Below are 17,203 nucleotides of genomic sequence, written 5' to 3'. Positions count from 1 at the left end.
GTCAGGCGCTGCGCTTGCGGGACGCCGTCTTCTTGGCGGTGCCCTTGGAGGCCGTGCCCCGGGTCGTCGCGCCCTTGCCCGTCGCCTTCTTGGCGGTGCCCGGGTCCGCCGTCTTCTTGGCGGCCCGGCCCGACCTCGCGGCCGGCTTCCCGGTGGCGGAGGCCGTGGACTTCTTCGCCTCCGCCTTCTTCGCGGCCGGCTTCTTCGCCGCCGCCGACGTGGACTTCTTGCCGCCGGTCTCCTTGGGGGCCCGCCGGGAGGAGGCCGTCCGCCGCGGCAGGGACCTGACCTCGGCCTCCTCGGCCGCTCCGGCGCCCTCGCCGCCCCGGGACTCGCGCGCCGCCCGCACACTGCTCTCCAGCGCGGCCATGAGGTCCAGCACCTTGCCCGGCGCCGCGGGCTCGGGCGCCTCCCGCGGCGTCTCGCCGGCGGCCTTCGCGGCGATGACCTCCTCGAGCGCCTCGCGGTACTCGTCGTGCAGGTCGTCCAGGTCGATCTCGCCCAGCGTGTCCATCAGCGCGTCCGCGAGGTCCAGCTCCTGGTCGCGGACGGTGACGCCGGCGTCGGGGGCGACGCCCTCGGGGGCGCGTACCTCGTCCGGCCACAGGAGGCCGTGCATCGCGATGGCGTCGCCCACGACCCGGAGCATGCCGAGGCGCTCGCGGCCCCGCAGCGCGAACTTGGCGATGGCGACCCGGTTGCTGCGCTTGAGCGCCTCGCGCAGCAGCGTGTACGGCTTGGCGGCGGGCGCGCCGCTCGCCGCGAGGTAGTACGCCGAGCCCATCTGGAGCGGGTCGATGCGCTCCTCCGGCACGAAGGCCACGATCTCGATCGTCCGCGCGGTCGGGATCGGCAGCTGGGTCAGGTCGTCGTCGGTGATCGGGATCATCGAGCCGTCGGCGTCCTCGTAGGCCTTGCCGATCTCGTCCTGGGTGACCTCGCGGTCCTCCAGTTCGCACACCTTGCGGTAGCGGATCCGGCCGCCGTCCTCCGTGTGGATCTGGCGGAAGGAGACCGAGTGGCTCTCGGTCGCGTTCATCAGCTTGATCGGGATACTGACCAGGCCGAAGGAGATGGCGCCGTTCCAGATGGATCGCACGTGCCGCACCCTTCCTGTCGGGCGATTTGTCCATATTTCGTGAGATTCTCATGGTATGGCGCCTATCACTGAGGTGGAGGGGCGACGGCTCGCCCTCAGCAACCTGGACAAGGTGCTGTACCCGGCGGCCGGGCTCACCAAGGGCGAGCTGCTGCACTACTACGCGACGACCGCGGAGGTGCTGCTGCCACACCTGCGGGACCGCCCCGTCTCCTTCCTGCGCTACCCGGACGGTCCGGACGGCCAGGTGTTCTTCACCAAGAACGTGCCGCCGGGTACGCCCGACTGGGTCACCACGGCCGAGGTGCCCCGGTCGGAGGGACCGGCGCGGATGGTGCTGGTGCAGGACCTGCCGAGCCTGATGTGGGCGGCGAACCTGGTGACCGAGTTCCACACGCACCAGTGGACCGCGGACGACCCCGCCGAGGCCGACCGGCTGGTCTTCGACCTGGACCCGGGGGCGCCCGCGACCGTCGTGCACTGCTGCGAGGTCGCCCTGTGGCTCCGCGAGCGGCTGGCGGCGGACGGGATCGAGGCGTACGCCAAGACGTCCGGGGCCAAGGGGCTGCACCTGCTGGCGGGGGTGCGGGGGGCGTCGTCGGAGCGGGTGTCGGAGTACGCGAAGGCTCTGGCGGTGGAGGCGGAGCGGGCCCTTCCGCGGCTCGTGGTGCACCGGATGACGCGCAGCCTGCGGCCGGGCAAGGTGTTCGTGGACTGGAGCCAGAACGCCGCCCGCAAGACCACGGCCGCCCCCTACACCGTGCGGGCGCGCTCGGTGCCGGCGGTCTCCACTCCGGTGACATGGGACGAGGTGGCCGGGTGCGGGCGGGCGGAGCAGCTCGTCTTCCGCCCGGACGACGTAGGGCCGCGGGTGCGGGACTTCGGCGACCTGCTGGCGCCGCTGTTCGAGCGGCGGCGGGCGGCGGAACTGCCCTGACGCGCCAGCGCCAGGCGTCCGGGGCCGGCGCCCGCTGCCCTCCTCCCGACCGGCAGCTCCTCACCCGTGGGGACCCGGGCCCGGCCGAGTGGCCCGGCCCGCGCCCGCACCCGCAAGATGGACTCCCGCACGGAACAGGCCGGCGGAACACCGACGCCGGCCGCCTGACGACCGAACCCCAGGAGTGCAGTGCTCCCGAGCCGCCGTGAGCGCCCCGCCCGCGTCCCCGCCGCCCTGGCGCTGCTCCTGGTGACGGCCGCGGCCGGGACGCTGGGCGCCTGCGGCGACTCGGGCGGGCTGCGGAGCGCGGGCGCCACACCGGCCGCACGGAGCCCGGCCCTGCTCTGGCCGGACCTGACACCGGCGTCGAGCCCGGCCTACGACATCGGCGAGGTGGACAACGAGGTCGTCAAGGGCGTCGACGTGCCCGGCGGCGACATCCGCGAGGTGGACCCGGTGGCCGTCGTGCGGGCCGAGATCGCCGCGCACCCGGACGACTACGAGGACGCCGGGGCGCCGTACCGGGAGACGGCCCGCCGGATGGCGGACTGCGGTCCGGGCGGTGTCGCGCGGGTGCGCGGCCGGTGCCCGGTGCTCAGGCCGTACTACCGCGACCTGACCGGCGACGGGCGCCCCGAGATGGCACTGGGCTTCGCGCTGCTGCCCGAGAAGCTGACCGCGGTACGCGTCTACACCGTCGAGCGGGACCGCCTCGTGCGGGTCATGTCCTACGACGACGCCGTGAGCGCGGTCGAGCTGGCCGGCCGGGCGGTGATCGTCCGCTCGCCCTCGGAGGTCGCGGGCTACGAGTACCGGCTCCAGTGGACGTGGGACGCCGACCAGCGGGCCATGCTGCTCACGAGCGACGAGATGCTGCGCACGCGCGGGAGCGGGCAGCCCACCGGACGTCCGTCCGCGTCGCCGTCCGCGTCGCCGTCCGCGTCGCCGTCCGCCTCGCCGTCCCGGTCGGCCTCGCCCTCGGCGAGCACCCGGTGAGGCTCCGCCTCCCGCGGTGGGCCGGATCGCTCGCGGTGCGGGCCGCCGTCTTCATCACCGTGATGTGCTGTGCGCTCGCCGCGCTGCTGGGCGTGCTGGTGCACGTGTCGGTGACCGACCAGACCGTGGGCCAGGCCCGGGAGGCCGCCCTGTCCCGGCTGGCGGAGGCGACGCGGGCGTACGAGGCGGGAGACCCGCTGCGGCGGAGCGCCGGCGTCGATCCGCCGGGCCTGCCGCCGGGGCTGCGGGAGCTGGCCGTGTCGGGCCGGCGGGGCACGATGGCCGCCGAGCACGAGGGACGCCCCACGATGTGGGCGGCGGGCCCCGCGGCCGGTGGCCGGGCGCTCGCGGTGCGGGTCGACCACACCCAGGGCGAGCGCACCATCGACGGTCTGGACCGGGCGATCGTGGGGTCGTCGGCGCTCGCGATCGGGGCGACGCTGCTGGTGGGCGCGTTCGCGGTGACGCGGGTGACGCGCCGGCTGCACACGACGGCCCGGGTGGCGCGGCGGATCACCGCGGGCGACCTCGACGCACGGGTCGACGACCCCCGGGCCGGCGATCCGCGGCGCCCGCAGGACGAGGTGGCGTCGGTCGCCGCCGCGCTGGACTCCATGGCGTCGTCGCTCCAGGGCAAACTCCTCGCCGAGCAGCGCTTCACCGCGGACGTCGCGCACGAGCTGCGCACCCCGCTCACCGGCCTGCACGCGGCGGCCGAGCTGCTCCCGCCGGGCCGTCCGACCGAGCTGGTGCGGGACCGGGTGGACGCCCTGCGCACGCTCACCGAGGACCTGCTGGAGATCTCCCGGCTGGACAGCGGGCGGGAGCGGCCGGAGGCGGACCCGGAGGCGCTCGGCGCGCTGGCCGTGCGGGTGGTCCGCGGCGCGGGCACCGACACCCGCGTGGACGTCGTACGGGACGCGCGGGTGGAGACCGACCGGCGGCGGCTGGAGCGGGTGCTCGGCAACCTGGTCGTGAACGCGCACCGGCACGGACGGGCGCCGGTGACGCTGACCGTGGACGGGCCGGTGATCACCGTGCGGGACCACGGGGACGGCTTTCCGGAGTACCTGCTCGCCCACGGGCCGCAGCGCTTCCGCACCGAGGCCGGGGCGAGGGGGCACGGGCTCGGTCTGACGATCGCGCTGGGGCAGGCGGAGGTGCTCGGCGCCCGGCTGGAGTTCGCCAACCCGCCGGGCGGCGGGGCGCTGGCGACCCTGACACTTCCTCGGCACCGGTGACCGCGGCGGCCGCCCGGTGCGACACCGGTGTCCGGGCGATCCGGCCGGCCGTTCCCCGATGGCGCAGTGCGGCGAGCGGTGCGTACAGGGCGCTCCTAATGTGGCGGTTAGTCATCTGAAGACCCGTTCGCTCCGGAAGGTACTGCCATGCCCCTGCTTTCCGCGCCGTCCTCGCGCCCACCGGCCGCCCGGGGTGTCGCCGTCGCCGTCGCCTCCGGGGCGCTCGCCACCACCGTGGCCGTGACGCCGGCCGCCGCGCGGAACGACCGGGGCGGCTCCGGCACCGACGGCGCCTCCGCCGAGCCCTCCGGGGGCGACGGTGACGGGAACGGACACGGGAACGGAGACGGCGGCGACTGGGGCGGGGGCGGCGGCCGCCAGGAGCAGGGCCGCCACTGGGGCGTGGTCACCGCCGACCGGCTCCCCCTGCGTACCTCGCCGACCCGGGGCGGGCAGGTCACCCGGTACGCCCACCGGGGCGAGACGCTCCGCATCCGGTGCAAGACCCCCGGCGACACCATCGGACCCGCGCCGCGCTGGTGCTGACGCCGACCACCCCCACACCCCCTCATATGGGTAAGTTCCGGACATGACCAAGGCCGGAACCGGAACCGGAATCACCGTGGCCCAGGCGGACACGCCCGCGCCCGTCGCCCGTCTCCCCCGGCGCCGTGGCATCGAACTCGCCCTCATCGTCATGGCCGTGCTGCTCTCGGTGTTCGGCTACTGCAACGTCGGCCTCGCCCAGCACGGCACCCTCCCGCCCGGCGCCGCCGGCTACGGCGCGGGGCTCGGCGTACTGGCCCTCCTCGCCCACCTGGCGGTACGGCTGCGCGCCCCCTGGGCGGACCCGCTGCTGCTGCCCATCGGCGTGCTGCTCAACGGCCTCGGTCTGGTGCTGATCTACCGCCTCGACCTGGAGACGCCGGGCGACCGGGCGGCCCCGGCCCAGCTGGTGTGGTCGACGCTGGGCGTGGCCCTGTTCATCGTGGTGGTCCTGCTGCTGCGCGACCACCGCGTGCTCCAGCGCTACTCCTACGTCTGCGTCGCCGCCGCGCTCGTCCTGCTCACCGTGCCGATCTTCTTCCCGGCCGTGAACGGCGCCCGCATCTGGATCCGGATCGACAGCTTCTCCATCCAGCCCGGCGAGTTCGCCAAGGTGCTCCTCGCGGTGTTCTTCGCCTCCTACCTGGCCGCCAACCGCAGCGCGCTGGCGTACGCGGGACGCCGCGTGTGGCGGCTCCAGCTCCCCACCGGCCGGGTCCTCGGCCCGATCGTGGCGGTGTGGCTGGTCAGCGTCGGCGTGCTGGTCCTAGAGCGCGACCTCGGCACCTCGCTGCTGTTCTTCGGCCTCTTCGTCGTCCTGCTCTACGTCGCCACCGGCCGCACCGGCTGGATCGCCGTCGGTCTGCTGCTGGCCTCGCTGGGCGCGGTCGCCGTGGGCTGGCTGGAGCCGCACGTGCACAGCCGGGTGGAGGACTGGCTGCGCCCCTTCGCGTCCATCGAGGCGGGCGACGGGCCCAACCAACTGGCCCAGTCGCTGTTCGCCTTCGCGGCGGGCGGCGTGACCGGGACGGGCCTCGGACTCGGGCACTCCGTCCTGATCGGCTTCGCCGTCAAGTCGGACTTCATCCTCGCCACCGCCGGTGAGGAACTGGGCTTCCTCGGCCTGACCGCGATCTTCCTGCTGTACGCCCTGCTGGTGGAGCGCGGCTACCGGGCGGGGCTCGGCGCACGCGACCCCTTCGGCCGGCTGCTCGCGGTCGGCCTCTCCTCGATCGTGGCGCTCCAGGTCTTCGTCATCGCGGGCGGGGTGACCGGGCTGATCCCGCTGACCGGCATGGCGATGCCGTTCCTGGCCCAGGGCGGGTCGTCGGTCGTCACCAACTGGGCGATCGTGGCGCTGCTGATCCGGGTCAGCCACGCGGCCCGCAGCCAGGCCGACGGGCGGGTGGCGCCGTGAGAACGGAACGGCTCCGGTGACCCGGCACATCCGGCACGCCGCCGTCTTCTGCGCCCTGCTGCTGGTCGCGCTGGTGGTGAACGCCGCCCGGGTGCAGATCGTCCAGGCCCCGCAGTACGACGGCAACCCGGCCAACCGCCGCCCCGACATCGCCCGCTACCAGCAGCCGCGGGGCGACATCCTGGTCGGCGGCGAGCCGGTCACCGGCTCCCGGGACACCGGCGAGCACCTGCGTTTCGAGCGGACGTACGCGGACGGGCCGATGTACGCGCCGATCACCGGCTTCGCCTCGCAGGCCTACGGCACGACCCTGCTGGAGCACGCCGAGGACGGCCTGCTGTCCGGCGCCGACCCGCTGCTCGCGCCGCTCCCCCTCTGGAACGACGTCACGGGCACCCGCAACGCGGGCGGCGACGTCGTGACCACGATCGACGGGGCCGCACAGCGGGCGGCGTTCGAGGGGCTCGGCCGGCACAAGGGGGCGGTGGCCGCGATCGAGCCGTCGACCGGCCGCGTCCTGGCGCTGGTGTCCACACCGTCGTACGACCCGCAGTCGCTGTCCGGGAACGGCACGGCGGCCACCCGCACCTGGGACCGGCTGAACGGCGATCCGGACCGGCCGATGCTCAACCGGGCCGTGCGCCGCACCTATCCCCCGGGGTCGACCTTCAAGGTGGTCACCGCGGCGGCGGCGCTGGACGCGGGCGTGGTCCGGGACCTCGACGCGCCGACCCGCTCCCCGGACCCGTACACGCTCCCCGGGACGCGGACCAGGCTGACGAACGAGGCCGAAGGGTGCCGGGACGCCTCGCTGCGGGAGGCGTTCGAGTGGTCCTGCAACACGGTGTTCGCCAAGCTCGGCGTGGACGTGGGCGTGCGTCGCATGGCGGCCACGGCGGAGGCCTTCGGCTTCAACGACGCCGGGCTGCGCATCCCCTTCGCCGTCTCGCCGAGCACCTTCGACACCTCGGTGGACCGGGCTCAGCTCGGGCTGTCGTCGATCGGGCAGTACAACACCCGGGCGACGCCGCTCCAGATGGCGATGGTGGCGGCGGCCGTGGCGAACGGCGGGCAGGTGCGCTCGCCGTACCTGGTGGAGCGGACCCAGCGGGCGGGCGGCAGCCTGGTGGCGACGGCCGGGTCGCGGCCCATCCGGGAGGTCATGCGCCCCGCCACGGCGACGCGGCTGAAGGAGCTGATGACCGGCGTCGTCGAGAAGGGCACCGGCGCGAACGCCGCGATCCGCGGTGCCCTCGTCGGCGGCAAGACCGGCACCGCGCAGCACGGGGTCGGCAACTCGGGCACCCCGTACGCCTGGTTCGTCTCCTGGGCGCAGGGTGAGCGGGACCTGGAGCCGAAGGTGGCGGTCGCGGTGGTGGTCGAGGGCTCGGCCGCGGACCGGGACGGCATCAGCGGGGGCGGGCTGGCGGCGCCGATCGCGCGGGCGGTGATGGAGGCCGCGCTCGGGCGGGGGACGCACACCGGCTGAGACGCGGGGTACCGAGACGCGGGACACCGACCTGACGTTCGGTGGATGACGGACGCACGGCCGACGCCGTACGCGTTCTCCCTGCGGACCTCGTTGCCCCCGCACGTCCCTGCTCGCGGTCGACAACTTGCGCCCAGGGGATTGACGAGCTTACTGACAGGCAGTCTCATAAGACGAAGTCAGTCCGAGCGACCGCGGGTGACACGACGAGGTGGGACAGCGATGACGACCGTGACGGAAGCCGACGCGCTCGGGGGCCTGCGCGATGCGCTCGGCCTGCTCAAGGACCGGGAGCAGGTGGCCGAGCGGCTGCTCGACTCTTCCGCCAAGCACTCCTTCGACCCGGACAAGGAGCTGGACTGGGACGCTCCCTTCGAGGAGGGGAAGTGGTTCTGGCCGCCGGAGCTGGTGTCGCTGTACGACACCCCGCTGTGGAAGCGGATGAGCGAGGAACAGCGGATCCTGCTCTCCCAGCACGAGGCCGCGGCCCTCGCCTCGCTCGGCATCTGGTTCGAGCTGATCCTCATGCAGCTGCTGGTGCGGCACATCTACGACAAGGCCGCGACGAGCGCGCACGTGCGCTACGCGCTGACCGAGATCGAGGACGAGTGCCGCCACTCCAAGATGTTCGCCCGGCTGATATCGCGCGGCGAGACGCCGTGGTACCCGGTGAGCCCGCTCCACCAGCACCTGGGCCGCCTGTTCAAGACGATCTCCACCACGCCCGGCTCCTTCACCGCCACGCTGCTCGGCGAGGAGGTGCTGGACTGGATGCAGCGGCTGACCTTCCCCGACGAGCGGGTGCAGCCGCTGGTCCGGGGGGTCACGCGCATCCACGTCGTGGAGGAGGCCCGCCACGTGCGCTACGCCCGTGAGGAGCTGCGCCGCCAGATGGTGACGGCGCCGAAGTGGTCGCGGGAGTTCACCCGGGTCACCTCCGGCGAGTTCGCCCGCGTCTTCTCCATCGCCTTCATCAACCCCGAGGTGTACACGAACGTCGGGCTGGACCGGCGCGAGGCCCTGGCCCAGGTCAGGGCGAGCGGCCACCGCACGGAGATCATGCAGACCGGCGCGAAGCGGCTCACCGACTTCCTGGACGACATCGGGGTGCTGCGCGGGGTCGGCCGGCGGCTGTGGAGGTCGTCCGGGCTGCTGGCCTAGTCGGGCCGGTCGGTCCCGCTCGTCCGGGTGGCACCGGGGGTGTGCGGGTTACGCTGCGGTTCATGACCCCGCAGGCCCCCACCCCCGCCTACCGCCGGCTCACCGTCGAGGAGCGCCGCGGCCAGCTGCTCGACGCGGCGCTCGTCCTCTTCGCGCACCGGTCGCCGGAAGAGGTGTCCCTGGACGACGTGGCGGAGCAGGCCGGGGTCTCGCGGCCGCTGGTGTACCGGTACTTCCCGGGCGGCAAGCAGCAGCTGTACGAGGCCGCGCTGAGGTCGGCCGCCGACGAGCTGCGGCACTGCTTCGACGAACCCCGCGAGGGCCCGCTGCTGGCCCGGCTGTCCCGGGCCCTGGACCGCTACCTCACCTTCGTCGACGAGCACGACACCGGCTTCAGCGCCCTGCTGCGGGGCGGCGGCGTGGCCGAGACCTCCCGGACCTCCTCCATCGTGGACGGGGTGCGCCGGGCCGCCGCCGAGCACATCATGAGCCACCTGGACGCGGCCGACCCGGGTCCGCGGCTGCGGATGACCGTCCGGATGTGGATCACGGCGGTGGAGGCGGCCTCGCTGATCTGGCTGGACGAGGAGAAGCAGCCGCCCCGCGACGAGCTGCGGGACTGGCTCGTCGATCAGTTCCTGGCCGTCCTGACGGTCACCGCCCACCGCGACCCGCAGACCGCGGCGCTGGTCGAGGCGCTCGCGGCGGACCTCTGACACCGGTGCGCGGATCGCCGACACTGGTGCCGTGAAGAGCGAAGAGACCCCCTTCGAGGGCGGCCCCATGGACGGGCGGGTGCTGCCCGTCCTGACCGGCATGACCGGGCACCCCCCGAAGACGTACCGCATCCCCGTGCCCGACCCGCACGGCGGGCCGCCCACCGTCCTCGTGTACCGGAGGGTGCCCCGGAACGCCCGCGGCGGCCTGCGGTTCGCCCGCTGGAAGTACCAGTACGACCCCGAGGGCAGGGGCGGCTCCGGCCGGAAGTGGCCCTGGACCCGGCCGGGCGCCGGGGCGGGCGCCGATCCAGACGCCACGCCGGGCGGCAAGCCGGACGACGCCCACGGGTGACCCCGTTGCGCCGATCCGCGCACACTCGGCGCGCGGAGCACGGGAAGGCGCCACATGCTCGCCGTGCGGAGCGGACGGGCCGCCCCGCACCGGAGGTGATGGCGTGTCAGGAAGGCTTCTGCGTCTGGTGTGCACGGCGGCGGTGGCGACCGGGATCGTCCTCGCGCCCGTGCCGGCCGCGGCCGACCCCGGACCCGGCACCGGCGCCGACCGGTCCGTGGCCGAGTTGCTGACGGACCTTCAGCGGCTGTACCGGGAAGCGGAGAAGGCCACCGAGACCTACAACGGCACCGAGGAGCGCCTGACGGCGCAGCGTGCCGTGGTGAAGCGGCTGGACGCCGAGGCGGCGCGGGCGCGGCTGTCCCTGCGCGACAGCCGCGGCGAGGCCGGCCGGCTGGCCCGGCAGCAGTACCGCGGCAGCAGCGACCTCTCCCCCTACCTGCGGCTGCTGCTGGCCCGCGATCCGCGGCACGCGCTCGACCAGGGACACGTGATCGGGCGGCTGGCCCGGGAGCGGGCCGACACGGTGGGCCGTCTGACCGGGCGCGAGAAGAAGGCCGACGAGCTGGCCGACCGGGCCCGCGAGGCCCTGGACCGGCAGGTCGCCCTGGCGAAGCGGCAGGAGGAGGCGCGGGACGACGTGCGCGAGCGCCTGGGCGCCGTGGAGGAACTCCTCGCCTCGCTCACCCCCGGGGAACTGGCCGCGGTGGCACAGGCGGAGCGGAGCGGGACCGCCCGGGCGCAGGAGAGCTTCCTGGCATCCGGGGCGCTGGGGGACGACGCCAAGCCCCCCGCCAAGCCCTCCGCCGGGGGCGACCGGGCGGTGCGCTTCGCGGTGGAGCAGGTCGGCAAGCCCTACGAGTGGGGCGCGGAGGGCCCGGCGTCCTTCGACTGCTCGGGCCTGACCTCCGCGGCCTGGGAGCGGGCCGGGACGCCGATCCCCCGCACCAGCCAGGAGCAGTGGGCGCGGCTGGAGCGCGTGCCGCTGGACGAGCTGCGCCCCGGTGACCTGGTCGTGTACTTCCCCGAGGCCACCCACGTGGCGATGTACCTCGGCGACGGCAAGGTCGTCCAGGCACCGCGCCCCGGCGCCGAGGTCAAGGTGTCACCGATCGCCGCCAACCCGGTGCTGGGCGCCGTACGACCCGATCCCGGCGGGGAGCCGGTGCGGTGGTACGCGCCACCGCGGCTCCCCGAGGGGGCGACGGACGGATCGGACGAGGGGTACGCGAGCGGCTACGCGCCGGCCGCGCCGGAGACCTCCATGAGGTAGCCCTCGGTCTTCGCCGGGTCGTAGAAGAAGTTCTCGAAGTCGGCCGGGTCGTTGAAGCCGTTGGCGAAGCGGTCGGCGACGGGCTGGAGCTGTCCGGCCGCGCCGATCAGGTTCAGGATGTGCTCCGGCGGCGGGGCGAGCATGGCGTTCGTCCACTTGGTGACGTGCTGGGCCGTCTGCCAGTAGCGGTCGAAGGTCTGCCGCATCCACGCCTCGTCGAACTCCTTGTCGCCCTGTTCCAGGATGGAGGCGAGGTAGGAGGCGGCGCACTTGGAGGCGGAGTTGGAGCCCTGGCCCGTGATCGGGTCGTTGGCGACGACCACGTCGGCGACGCCGAGGACCAGGCCGCCGCCGGGGAGCCGGCCGATGGGGTTGCGGACGGTGGGGGCGTAGCGGCCCGCCAGGGTGCCGCCGGCGTCGGTCAGTTCGACCTTGGTGGCCCGCGCGTACTCCCAGGGGAGGAACTTCTCCATGAGTTCCAGGGTCAGGGAGAGGTGCTCCGCGGGGTCCTTGACGTCCTTGAAGGCGTCCAGCGGGCCGCCGGGTATGCCCTCCCAGAACAGGATGTCGGCGCGGCCCGAGGTGGTGAAGGTCGGCATGATGAACATCTCGCCGACGCCGGGGACCAGGTTGCAGCGGACCGCCTCGGTCTCCGGGTGCTCCGGGCGCGGGCCCAGGCCGTGGACGTAGGCGACGGCGAGGGCGCGCTGCGGCTCGCTGTACGGGGAGCGGGAGGCGTCGCGGCCGAACATCTGGACCAGCTCGCCCTTGCCGGCCGAGACGAGGACGAGGTCGTAGGCGCGGGAGAAGTAGTCCAGGTCGCCGACGGCGGCGCCGTGGATGACCAGCTGGCCGCCGCGCTGCGCGAAGGTCTCCATCCAGCCGGCCATCTTCACCCGCTGGTCCACCGACTGCGCGATGCCGTCGAGCCGGCCCAGCCAGTCGATCGCCCGCTGCGAGGGGCCGGGGTCGAAGGAGCCGGGGGCCGCCACCGAGACGCCGAGGCCCTCGATCCTCGGGGCCTGGGACTCCCAGAAGTTCAGCTGGAGATCACGCTCGTGCTGGAGTGCCGTGTGGAACATGCACTGCGTCGACATGACCCGGCCGGTGCGGATCTCGTCCGCGGTCCGGTTGGACATCAGGGTGACCTCGTAGCCGTGGGACTGGAGGCCGAGGGCGAGCTGGAGACCGGACTGGCCGGCTCCGACGACGAGTATCTTCCGCATGCGGGGGACGCTCCTAAGGGGACTGCTCGGTGGGACTACTCGGGGGTTTCGTCGAGCGCGTGGCCCACGAGGGACAAGAGGGTCTCGATGGCCGAGATCCGGCGGCGCGCATCCATGATCATTACAGGTATGTGCGCGGGGATCGTCAACGCCTCCCGCACGTCCTCGGCGTCGAACCGCTCGCTGCCGTCGAAGTGGTTGACCGCGACGACGTACGGCAGTCCGCAGCTCTCGAAGTAGTCCAGCGCCGGGAAGCAGTCCTTCAGGCGGCGCGTGTCGGCCAGCACGACGGCACCGATCGCACCGCGCACCAGGTCGTCCCACATGAACCAGAACCGCTGCTGGCCCGGCGTGCCGAACAGGTAGAGCACCAGGTCCTCGTCGAGCGTGATGCGCCCGAAGTCCATGGCCACGGTGGTGGTGAGCTTGCCCGGGGTGGCGGTGAGGTCGTCGGTCTCCTCGCTCGCCTCGGTCATCAGCGCCTCGGTCTGCAGGGGCGTGATCTCCGAGACGGCGGTGACCAGCGTGGTCTTGCCGACACCGAACCCACCCGCCACCACGATCTTGGTGGCGACGGGCGCACGGGTGCGGTCCGTCTGCCAGGGCTGCATGGGCTCGTCGGGGTCGACGAGGGGGGAGACGCCGGAGGCGGCGGCGTCAGAGACGACGGAGTCCACTGAGCACCCTTTCGAGCAGAGCGCGGTCCGGGCGGCCCGTGCCGTGGCCGGTTCCGGTGCCGTACACACGGATCTTTCCCTGGTCCGCCAGGTCGCTGAGGAGCACGCGGACCACGCCGAGCGGCATCTTCAGCAGCGCGGCGATCTCGGCCACCGTACGCATCCGGCGGCAGAGTTCGACGATGGCCCGCATCTCCGGCATCACGCGGGAGGTGAGGCTGCCGTTCGTCAGTTCCTTGCGCTCCTCGGCGGCCTCCAGCGCGGCCGTGCCGGCCGTGGCGCCGACGAACGTCTCGACGAGCAGGACGTGGCCGAAGCGGGTGCGGCCGCCGGTGAGCGAGTAGGGGCGTACGCGGGCGGGCTTGCGGTCGGCACCGCGTACGGGCAGGTGTTTCGGGGACTTCCTGGGGCTGGTGCTCATCGGGTACTCCCCGTCGAGGTCGACTCGGTCTCCAGGGATTTCCGCAGCTCGCTGCGGAGTTCGGGAGTCAGGACGTGGCCGGCGCGGCCCACGAAGAGCGCCATGTGGTACGCGATGACGCTCATGTCGCAGTCCGCGGAGCCGTGCACGCCGAGCAGCGAGCCGTCGCTGATGGACATCACGAACAGGCTGCCCTCGTCCATGGCGACCATCGTGTGCTTGACGCCCCCGAAGTCCATCAGCCGGGCGGCGCCGATGGTCAGGCTGCCGACACCGGACACGACGGTGGCCAGGTCGGCGGCGGAACCGCGCGGGCCGGTGCGGCGCACCGACTGCGCCTCGCGGGCCGCCTCGTTGCGGTCCTGGTCGGAGGAGAGCAGCAGCAGGCCGTCGGAGGAGACGACCGCGACCGAGAGGATGCCGGGCACCTCCTCCACGAGGTTGGTCAACAGCCAGTGGAGATTGCGGGCTTCACTGCTCAGTCCGAAGGTACTGGGCGCGGTCAACTGCTTGCCTCCTCGACAGTGCCCCCCGTGGCTTCTTCGGTTGTGTCTGCCGCCGCGTCCGGCGCCGGGTGCGTACCGGTCCGGTCGGCGATCTCCGCCTCGACGTCGCGGCGGCCGGCCTCTGCCCCCCGGCGGAACCCTCCCAGACGGCGGCGGAGCGCGTCGGCGTCCACGGAGCCCGCCGTGCGCGACCGTGGGGCCGCGGCGGGTGTGGTGAGCTTCGGGGTCCGCTTGGGCAGGCCCTTGTCGGTGACGGGCTCGGCGCTCCCGGCGCTCTCGTCCGCCCCCGCGGCCCCCTCGTCCGGAGTGCGTTCGTGGGCGTCGGGGCCGATGGCGTAGGCGTCGGCGGAACGGGGGCCGGGGATCTCCGGCGCGGTGCGGGCCGACGGGGCGGGGTCCGGCGTGGACATCTCCGGTGCGGGTGCCTCGCGCCGGGCCGGTTCCTGGTGCGGTTCCCGCGCCTGGGCGGGCGCCTGCTCCGGTGGCTGCGGCGGGAGCAGCAGGGCCATCGTGGCGTCGTCGGGGAGGTCGCGGCCCGCGGCCGGTCCGGTCGCGTCCGGCGCCGGAGCGGAGGCCGGGTCGGCGGCCGCCTCGGGGGCCTGAGCCGAGTCCCGCTCGGCGGCCTCGGGTGCCTCGGGTGCCTCGTCGGGTCCGGCGGCCTCGGGTGCCTCGCTCGGGGCGGCGGCCTCGGGCGCCTCGTCGGGTGCGGCGGCCTCGGCACGGCGTACGGCCTGTTCCGCCGAGGCCACCAGCGGGTCCACGCCGTGCCGGACGCTCTTCTCCGCCCGCCCGTGCAGGACGTTGGAGTTGGCCTCCGCGTCGGCACCCGGCAGGGAGAAGGAGCCCGTGCCGTCGGTCATCGGCACGGTCGGGGCGAGCGCGGCCGGCGGCGCCGGTGCGAGCAGCGGGCTCGGCAGGACCACGACGGCCGCGACACCGCCCTGCTTCTGCTCCCGCAGCCGCACCCGCGCCCCGTGCCGGTGGGCGAGGCGGGCCACCACGTACAGGCCGAGGCCGAGACCGTCCTCGCCCTCCTGGTCGTAGGGCGCCTCCGGGTCGAAGTCGGTGAGGCGGGCGTTGAGCCGCTGGAGGCGCTCGGTCGCCATGCCGATGCCCTCGTCCTGCACGGAGAGCATCACCTCGCCGTTCTCCAGCAGCCAGCCGGAGACCTCGACGGGCAGGTCGGGCGGCGAGAAGGAGGTGGCGTTCTCCATCAGCTCGGCCAGCAGGTGGGAGAGGTCGTCGGCGGCGAAGCCGGCCACGTGCGCGTGCGGCGGCAGCGCGGCGATACGGACCCGCTCGTACCGCTCGATCTCGCTGACCGCGGCCCGGACCACGTCGACCAGCGGCACCGGTCCGGCGCTGTGCTGGACGTGCTCGGTGCCGGCGAGGACGAGGAGGTTCTCGCTGTGCCGGCGCATGACCGTGGCGAAGTGGTCGAGCTTGAACAGGGTGGCGAGGCGGTCCGGGTCCTGCTCGCGCTCCTCCAGGCTCTCGATGACCGCGAGTTGCCGCTCGACCAGGCCGAGGGTGCGCAGCGCGAGGTTCACGAAGGTGGAGCCGATGCTCTTGCGGACCACCTCCAGCTGGGCGGTGGACTCGGCCAGCTGGGCGCGGAGTTCCTCGCGGGCGTCGGCCATCTTCTGGCGCTGGCCGACGAGGTGCTTGCGGTCGGACTCCAGCGTGTTGACGCGCTCGGCGAGCGTCGCGGCGTGCGCGTGCAGGGCGTTGACGGAGCGGACCACCTGGGCGAACTCGTCGTTGCGGCCGGTGAAGGCCACGGGCGTCTCGGCCGCCGGGTCCTCGGCGCCGGCCAGCCGGGCCGAACCGCGGCGCAGCACCGACAGGGGACGGGTGAGGCTGCGCGCCATGGCGGTGGCGATGCCGACGGCGAGCAGGATCAGGGCGCCGAGGGCGGCGACGCGGATCTCCAGCGCGGTGACATCGTCGTCGCGCAGCTTCTCCAGGGCCGTCGTGCGCTTCTCGTACAGGGCGGACTCGGCGCCGCGCATGGCGTCGACGCGGGCGGAGAGCGCGGCCTCCAGCCTCTTGGTGCTGGTGGCGAGGTCGTCGTCGGAGAGCGTCGGCTCGTCGGTGAGACCGGCGAGGTACTTCTCGGCGGAGTTGACCTCGGGGCCGGCGACCGTGGAGTCGAAGGCGGCGCGCGCCTCCTTCGGCGCGCCCTCGCGGAAGTCGGCGAGGGCCGCGTCGGAACGCACCCGGGCCTGCTGGGCGGCGGCGGCGAGCGCGTCGCGCTGCTCGGCGTCGGCGTCCGAGGACGTGGTCGTCTCGGTCGGCAGGCCCGTGATCGGGTCGATGACGGTCTCGGTGCTGCTCGGCACGTTCAGGGCGGCGAGCAGCAGGCCCCGGGTGGCGGCGGCCTGCTGGACGGCGGTGTCCAGTTCGGCCAGGGCGTACGCGCCGGCGCCCGCGCGGGGCGGCATCCGCTCGGCCAGCTCCTCGGCCAGGGCGTGGAGTTCGGTGATCGCCTCGGAGTACGCGTCGTGCGCCTGGAGCGCGGTGCTCTTGCCGGTGAGCGCCGCCCGGCGCAGCGCCCCGACGGCGTCGAGGTCCTCGCGCAGGGAGGCGGGCGCGTCGGTGTCGGCGCGCAGTTCCTCCACCTGCCGGTCGACGCGCGCGCCGCGCTGCTCGGAGGGCGCCTTCGACTTGGGGCGGCCGGCGGCGATGTAGGGGACCACCTCGTCGCGCTCGTCGGCGAGGGAGTGGGCGAGGGTCAGCGCCCCCTGGGTCCGCTCGGCGAGGGTCACCAGTTCCTGGGAGTCGTGCAGTTGCCCGGAGGCGGCGACGACCGACGGGGCACCGGCCGCGGCGATGGCCGCGGCCACGACCGCCACGGCGACGATGAGGCGGTTGCGCACATGGGTCGGGCGGCCCTTGCCGACGGGGGCCGCCGGTGGCGCCGGGGCGGAGGTGCCGGGGGTACGTTCCGCGCTCCCCGCAGGGGTCGGCTGCTTGTCTGTGCGACGAGGCCGCGTCTTCTGCACCGGTGCTCGCATTCCTGACTCGTGTACCCGTGGGTCCGGGTGGCGCTCCGTCAACTGGCCGGTCGGCGCGTGCGCCCGCCGCCGCGTTCTGGACTGTCTCCCAGCCGCCGACCGCGCGTCGGGCGGGCGGACCGCGTG

General features: G+C 74.1%; 16 protein-coding genes. 10 read left to right on the top strand and 6 right to left on the bottom strand.

Annotated elements, in window-relative coordinates; all coding sequences use genetic code 11:
* Nucleotide 1 precedes the first annotated feature (1 nt).
* Nucleotides 2–1,099: a Ku protein gene (locus ACGF5T_RS03450; protein WP_356604542.1), complete on the bottom strand. Its 1,098-nt coding sequence runs from the start codon at nt 1,097–1,099 to the stop codon at nt 2–4.
* A gap of 55 nt (nt 1,100–1,154) precedes the next feature.
* On the opposite strand from ACGF5T_RS03450, the gene ligD reads away from it, so the two are divergent.
* The 10 genes from ligD (at nt 1,155) to ACGF5T_RS03400 (ending at nt 11,230) form a co-directional block, all read left to right on the top strand.
* Nucleotides 1,155–2,036, top strand: coding sequence for a non-homologous end-joining DNA ligase (gene ligD / locus ACGF5T_RS03445; protein ID WP_361016792.1), 882 nt, complete (start codon nt 1,155–1,157; stop codon nt 2,034–2,036).
* A gap of 189 nt (nt 2,037–2,225) precedes the next feature.
* Nucleotides 2,226–3,032, top strand: coding sequence for a hypothetical protein (locus ACGF5T_RS03440; protein WP_366766140.1), 807 nt, complete (start codon nt 2,226–2,228; stop codon nt 3,030–3,032).
* On the top strand, nt 3,029–4,273 hold the full coding sequence (locus ACGF5T_RS03435) for a HAMP domain-containing sensor histidine kinase (protein ID WP_356604536.1): 1,245 nt from the start codon (nt 3,029–3,031) through the stop codon (nt 4,271–4,273). The genes ACGF5T_RS03440 and ACGF5T_RS03435 overlap by 4 nt, the downstream gene beginning before the upstream one ends.
* 147 nt (nt 4,274–4,420) lie before the next feature.
* Complete coding sequence (locus tag ACGF5T_RS03430; protein WP_361016798.1) at nt 4,421–4,819, top strand: SH3 domain-containing protein; 399 nt, start codon at nt 4,421–4,423, stop codon at nt 4,817–4,819.
* 43 nt (nt 4,820–4,862) lie between these two features.
* Nucleotides 4,863–6,236 (top strand): FtsW/RodA/SpoVE family cell cycle protein, encoded by a 1,374-nt coding sequence (locus tag ACGF5T_RS03425; protein ID WP_356604532.1) that lies wholly within the window; start codon nt 4,863–4,865, stop codon nt 6,234–6,236.
* Nucleotides 6,237–6,252: 16 nt separating this feature from the next.
* A complete protein-coding gene (locus tag ACGF5T_RS03420) occupies nt 6,253–7,725 on the top strand; it encodes a penicillin-binding transpeptidase domain-containing protein (protein ID WP_361016801.1) in 1,473 nt (490 codons plus the stop codon).
* Nucleotides 7,726–7,947: 222 nt separating this feature from the next.
* Nucleotides 7,948–8,886 (top strand): diiron oxygenase, encoded by a 939-nt coding sequence (locus ACGF5T_RS03415; protein WP_356604528.1) that lies wholly within the window; start codon nt 7,948–7,950, stop codon nt 8,884–8,886.
* 62 nt (nt 8,887–8,948) lie between these two features.
* The gene (locus ACGF5T_RS03410; RefSeq protein WP_356604526.1) at nt 8,949–9,602 is read left to right on the top strand and encodes a helix-turn-helix domain-containing protein; all 654 of its coding nucleotides are present in this window, start codon (nt 8,949–8,951) and stop codon (nt 9,600–9,602) included.
* 31 nt (nt 9,603–9,633) lie between these two features.
* A complete protein-coding gene (locus tag ACGF5T_RS03405) occupies nt 9,634–9,957 on the top strand; it encodes a hypothetical protein (protein WP_366766139.1) in 324 nt (107 codons plus the stop codon).
* A gap of 103 nt (nt 9,958–10,060) precedes the next feature.
* Nucleotides 10,061–11,230: an NlpC/P60 family protein gene (locus ACGF5T_RS03400; protein ID WP_366766138.1), complete on the top strand. Its 1,170-nt coding sequence runs from the start codon at nt 10,061–10,063 to the stop codon at nt 11,228–11,230.
* Here ACGF5T_RS03400 and ACGF5T_RS03395 read toward each other — a convergent pair.
* Genes ACGF5T_RS03395 through ACGF5T_RS03375 form a run of 5 tightly spaced genes read right to left on the bottom strand, consistent with a single transcriptional unit; the run spans nt 11,194 to nt 17,077 of the window.
* Nucleotides 11,194–12,456 (bottom strand): styrene monooxygenase/indole monooxygenase family protein, encoded by a 1,263-nt coding sequence (locus ACGF5T_RS03395; protein ID WP_356604520.1) that lies wholly within the window; start codon nt 12,454–12,456, stop codon nt 11,194–11,196. The genes ACGF5T_RS03400 and ACGF5T_RS03395 overlap by 37 nt on opposite strands.
* Nucleotides 12,457–12,491: 35 nt before the next feature.
* The gene (locus tag ACGF5T_RS03390) at nt 12,492–13,133 is read right to left on the bottom strand and encodes an ATP/GTP-binding protein (protein ID WP_356604518.1); all 642 of its coding nucleotides are present in this window, start codon (nt 13,131–13,133) and stop codon (nt 12,492–12,494) included.
* On the bottom strand, nt 13,114–13,554 hold the full coding sequence (locus tag ACGF5T_RS03385; protein WP_356604516.1) for a DUF742 domain-containing protein: 441 nt from the start codon (nt 13,552–13,554) through the stop codon (nt 13,114–13,116). Before ACGF5T_RS03385 ends, ACGF5T_RS03390 begins: the two co-directional genes overlap by 20 nt.
* Complete coding sequence (locus tag ACGF5T_RS03380) at nt 13,551–14,060, bottom strand: roadblock/LC7 domain-containing protein (RefSeq protein WP_356604514.1); 510 nt, start codon at nt 14,058–14,060, stop codon at nt 13,551–13,553. The genes ACGF5T_RS03385 and ACGF5T_RS03380 overlap by 4 nt, the downstream gene beginning before the upstream one ends.
* Nucleotides 14,057–17,077: a nitrate- and nitrite sensing domain-containing protein gene (locus ACGF5T_RS03375; RefSeq protein WP_366766137.1), complete on the bottom strand. Its 3,021-nt coding sequence runs from the start codon at nt 17,075–17,077 to the stop codon at nt 14,057–14,059. The genes ACGF5T_RS03380 and ACGF5T_RS03375 overlap by 4 nt, the downstream gene beginning before the upstream one ends.
* Nucleotides 17,078–17,203 lie beyond the last annotated feature (126 nt).

Source organism: Streptomyces sp. NPDC047853 (assembly GCF_043204535.1).
GTDB lineage: Bacteria > Actinomycetota > Actinomycetes > Streptomycetales > Streptomycetaceae > Streptomyces.
This window is presented reverse-complemented; position numbering and strand designations above follow the sequence as displayed.